Genomic DNA, 5,265 nt, shown 5'->3' on the forward strand with positions numbered 1-5,265 from the left:
GTGCTGGCGCGGGAGGACGTGCCGGGCAACAAACGCCTGGTGGCGTACTACACCTGCGAGCCGGGCGCGCAGGTGACGGTGGATGGGCTGCTGGCGCGCCTGACGGCGCGGTTGCCGGAGTACATGGTCCCCACGGCCTATCTGCCGCTGGAGGCGATGCCGGTGACGGCCAACGGCAAGCTGGACCGCAAGGCGCTGCCAGCCCCGGACGGCGGCGCGTACCTGAGCCGCCCTTATGAGGCACCAGTGGGCGAAGTGGAGGACGTGATCGCCCGGATCTGGTCGGAGATCCTGGGCGTGGAGCGCGTCGGCAGGCACGACAACTTCTTCGAACTCGGGGGACACTCCCTGCTCGCCGTGCGAATGCTGTCCACCATCCAGCGTGAGCTGTCGGTTGCGGTGCCACTCGCCAATGTTTTCACATGCCCCACCCTTGCTGGGTTCGCGGGTGGTATGGCAGTACATAAGACAAGCGCGTTGGAACCGATCGTACGGCTGGAGGCGGAGCAGGATTTTCCGCTCTCGTTTGCGCAGCAGCGCCTGTGGTTTTTGGCGCAGATGGAGGGGCTCAGCGCGGCCTACAACATTCCTGCAGCGATGGAACTGCGCGGCCGCCTCGACTCCCTGGCGCTGCAACGTGCGCTGGATGCACTGGTCGTCCGCCACGAGTCATTGCGCACCTGCTTCATGACTATCGATGGCGACCCCATCCAGCGGATCGCATCACCCGATACGCCCTTCCCGCTCGCATTCGATGACTTGCGTGAAGTGCACGATCAGGCGGACGCCGTCGCTGCGTTGCTCGATTGCGAAGCGAGCGCCCCGTTCAACCTGAGCCGTGCCCCGCTGGTGCGTGGCCGCCTGATCCGCTGCGGCGACGAGCGTTGGGTGTTGTCGATCGTGGTCCACCATATCGTCTCCGACGGCTGGTCCAATACGATCCTGATCCGAGAACTGAGCGCGCTATATGCAGGATTCGCACGGGGGACGCCTGCCTCATTGCCCACCCTGCCGATCCGCTATGTGGACTACGCCGTTTGGCAGCGGCGTTGGCTATCGAACGAGACGCTTTCCGAACAGGCCGCTTACTGGCGGGAGCAACTGGCAGGCGCGCCGGCATTGCTGGAGCTTCCCACGGATCGTCAGCGTCCGGCGGTGCAGGCATTCGCGGGCGATACGGTGGCCCTTGAGATCGATGCGCAGACCACGGCCGAACTGAAGTCGCTGAGCCGCCGCTGCGGCACCACGCTGTACATGACCGTGCTGGCGGCCTGGGCCATCGTGCTGGCGCGATTGTCGGGCCAGCAGGACTTGGTGATCGGCACGCCGGTGGCTAATCGGCCGCGACACGACCTAGAAGGGATGGTCGGCTTCTTCGTCAATACGCTTGCTCTCCGCATTGATCTTTCCGGTGATCCCAGTATCGCAATGCTTTTGGAACGGATACGGGCGACAACGATTGCCGCGCAGGAGCAGCAGAGTCTCCCATTCGAGCAGATCGTAGAAATCGTCAATCCGCCACGCAGCTTGTCCTACTCGCCGATCTTCCAGGTGATGTTCTCTTGGCAGAACATGGAACGCGCGGAGTTCTCGCTGGACGAAGCGATCATCAAGCCGTTGGAGCAATCCGAGCCGTTCGCTCGGTTCGACCTTGCGCTGGATATGCGCGAATCTGAAGATGTTCTAAAAGGCACGCTCAATTATGCGACTGCCCTATTCGATACGTCCACCGCACAGCGGTTCGCCAATTACCTTCGTCAAATCCTCGTCGAAGTGGCAAGCGATTCCAGCCGGGGCATCGAAGCGTTGCGCATGCTGCCTACGGAAGAGCGCCATCGCCTTGTAGTCGAATGGAACGATACCGTCGTCCCCTATCCTGCAGAGCGTTGCATCCACCAGATTTTCGAGGATCGGGTCGCGGAGGCGCCGGATGCGGTGGCTTTGCATTTCGAGGCGCAGTCACGCTCGTACGGTGAACTCAACCGGGAGGCGAACCGGCTCGCTCGCCACCTGCGGTCGCTGGGTGTGAGACCGGGTCTTCGCGTGGCGATCTGCGTCGAACGCTCCTTTGAAATGTACATCGGCTTGCTCGCCATCGTGAAGGCCGGCGGCGCGTACGTCCCCATGGAGCCATCCTATCCGGTTGAACGCCTTGCATTCATGCTCGAGGACGCAGACCCGATGGTGGTGCTTACGCACCAAGTTGCCCGCCCGTTGATCGAGGCGGCCCACGCGATGGCGGCAAACGCGAAGATGCCGATCATCGACCTTCTCGGCGATGCGATGGATTGGGCCAGTGCAGACGATAGCGACCTGCCGATCGCCGAAGTTGGCCTGGATGGGCGCTGCGTCGCCTACATGATCTATACATCCGGTTCCACCGGCAGGCCAAAGGGGGCGATGATCGAGCACCACTCGCTGATCAATCGACTGCTCTGGATGCGCAACGCCTACGGTCTCGGGCAAGAAGACATCGCGATACAGAAGACCCCCTTTACCTTTGATGTTTCGGTGTGGGAGATCTTCGGCACCCTGATCCACGGCGCGCCCCTTGTCGTCGCACGGCCGGAGGGACATCGGGACCCCGATTATCTCGTCGACCTGATCCAGGCACACGGTGCGGCTACCATCCATTTTGTTCCTTCGATGCTGCAGCTGTTTCTCGAAAACAAGCGGGCGCGCACCTGTATAAGCCTGCGTAACGTGTTTTGCAGCGGAGAAGAATTGCCGTCCACTCTGGCACGACGCTTCGTCGCTGCCTTCGAAGAGGCAGCGCTGCATAACCTCTATGGGCCAACCGAAGCCACGATCGACGTCACCGCCTGGAGCTGCCCGCGACCCTTCGTCGAAGGTCAGGCCGTGCCGATCGGCCGGCCGATCGACAACACGTTCGCCTACATCTTGGACGGCCACAACGAGCCTGCAGCCATTGGTGTGGTTGGCGAGCTGTGCATTGGCGGCGTCGGCGTCGCACGCGGCTACTTCAACCGCCCCGAGCTGACGGCCGAGCGCTTCGTCGCGAATCCCTTCCTGGCGGGCGATCGCTTGTACCGAACAGGCGACCTCGCCCGCTTCCGTGCGGATGGCAACATCGAATTCGTCGGACGCAACGATTTCCAGGTGAAGCTTCGCGGATTGCGTATCGAATTGGGCGAGATCGAAGCGCAGCTTGGTACTTGCCCGGGGGTACGTGAGGCGGTGGTTCTCGTACGCGAGGACGTGCCCGGGGACCGGCGCCTAGTCGCCTACTACGCCGCCGACAGCGATGTGGTTGCCTCTTCGTTGGCGGCCGAACTTGCGACCCGGCTTCCTGATTACATGGTGCCGTCGGCCTATGTGCGGGTGGATGCCATGCCGGTGACGAGCAACGGCAAGCTGGACCGCAAGTCCCTGCCCGCCCCGGACGCCGCGCCGCTCACCGACCGTGCATACGAGTCACCGGTCGGGCCAACGGAAACCGCGATCGCGGCCATCTGGAGCGAGGTGCTCGGCGTTCGTGAGGTCGGCCGTCACGATCACTTCTTCGAACTCGGCGGACATTCCCTGCTCGCCATCCGCGTCATCGAGCAGTTGCGCGGCAAGGGGGTGCGGGCGAACGTGTTGAATCTATTCCGCACGCCCGTACTTTCGCAGCTTGCGACCACGTTGACCAGCGGCGCGGAGGACATGTCGTTCGTGCCAGGGCCGATTGCCGAAGGCACAGAACGCATCACGCCCGACATTCTGCCGTTGGTGAAGCTCACCCAGGACGAGATAGACAGGATCGTGCAAGGTGTGCCAGGCGGTGCACGCAACCTGCAGGACGTCTATCCCCTCACCCATCTGCAGGAGGGCCTGCTGTTCCATCACATGATGGAACGGGAGAGCGACCCGTACCTGATGTGGAATTTGATGCGTTTCCGCGATCGCGCAGCGCTCGATGCCTATGCCGTTGCATTGTCGACAGTTATCTCGCGTCACGATGCATTGCGTACCGGGATTGTATGGGAAGGACTGAGCGAACCCGTGCAGGTCGTCTGGCGCGAAGCTCCGCTCCATGTCGAGACCATCGATGTTGGCGATGGCCATGGCGAATTCGAGGAGCGGATGGTCGCATGCATCGATCCTCGACGGAAACGCCTGGATCTTGGGCAGGCGCCCCTCATCCGTTTGTATGCCGCCCGTGATGTAGCTACTGGCGAATGGTTGGCCATGCGCCTGGTGCATCATGTCATCGACGATGTCACCACCGCGCAGTTGCTGGATCACGAGATCCTTGCACATATCCAAGGCCGGGAGGCGGAACTGCCGTTTCCACTGCCATTCAAGCTTGCTGTCATGCGCGCGCGGCGTGCCGGCGATGCGGAAAGCCAAGAGCGGTTCTTCCGCAGCATGCTTGCGGACGTTGAAGAGCCCACCACGCCGTTCGGGCTGCGTGATGTGCATGGCGACGGCACGAGCGTCAGCGAAGCTCGGATCCGACTCCCCTCTGCCCTTTCGTCTTGCATAAGGCAGCAGGCACGTCGACTCGGCGTCAACGCCGCAAGTATGCTGCACGTGGCCTGGGGACAAGTGATTGCACGCGCCTCCGGACGCACAGATGCAGTGTTCGGCACAGTCCTGTTCGGTCGTTTGGCCAGTGGTGAGTCCGCAGATCGCATCTTCGGTCCATTCATCAATACCTTGCCGTTGCTCGTACCCGCTGATGACACAGGCGCTGCCGAAGGCGTACGCGAAACCCATCGCCGACTCACTGAACTGATCGGCCATGAGCAAGCGTCGCTGGCACTGGCACAACGCTGTGCGCTGCTTCCTCCGCAGGCACCGCTGTTCACGGCAATTCTCAATTATCGGCATGGCATCGACGCCACGCCGGACGACCGGGATCACGCGCTCCTAGACCAGATCCAAGAGATCCGCAGCGAGGAGCGCACCAACTATCCGCTCGTGCTGAATGTCGATGACCTCGGCGACGACTTCTTGCTGGCCGTGCAATCCACCGCTGGTGTGGATCCGGCCTTGGTCTGCGCGATGCTGCAGACCGCATTGACGTCGTTGACAGAGGCCCTGGCTGTATCACCCACACGGCCATTGGGTGGACTGGATGTGCTGCCGCCCGACGAGCGCCGGCGGATGGTGGTGGACTGGAACGACACGGCGGCCCCCTACTCCGAGCACCTGTGCCTGCACGAGCCGTTCGAGCGCAGTGCCGCCCGTACGCCCGACGCGCCGGCGCTGCGCTTCGAGGAACAGGTGCTGTCCTATGCCGAGCTCAACCGCCAGGCC

1 protein-coding gene is annotated in these 5,265 nt (G+C 62.6%); it reads left to right on the forward strand.

Features of this window, described 5'->3' with window-relative positions:
* Positions 1–5,265: non-ribosomal peptide synthetase (locus J7357_RS18680; RefSeq protein WP_209248783.1), on the forward strand; the 5,265-nt coding region annotated here is incomplete at both ends.

It is taken from the genome of Xanthomonas sp. D-109, from assembly GCF_017746095.1.
Taxonomy (GTDB): domain Bacteria; phylum Pseudomonadota; class Gammaproteobacteria; order Xanthomonadales; family Xanthomonadaceae; genus Xanthomonas_A; species Xanthomonas_A sacchari.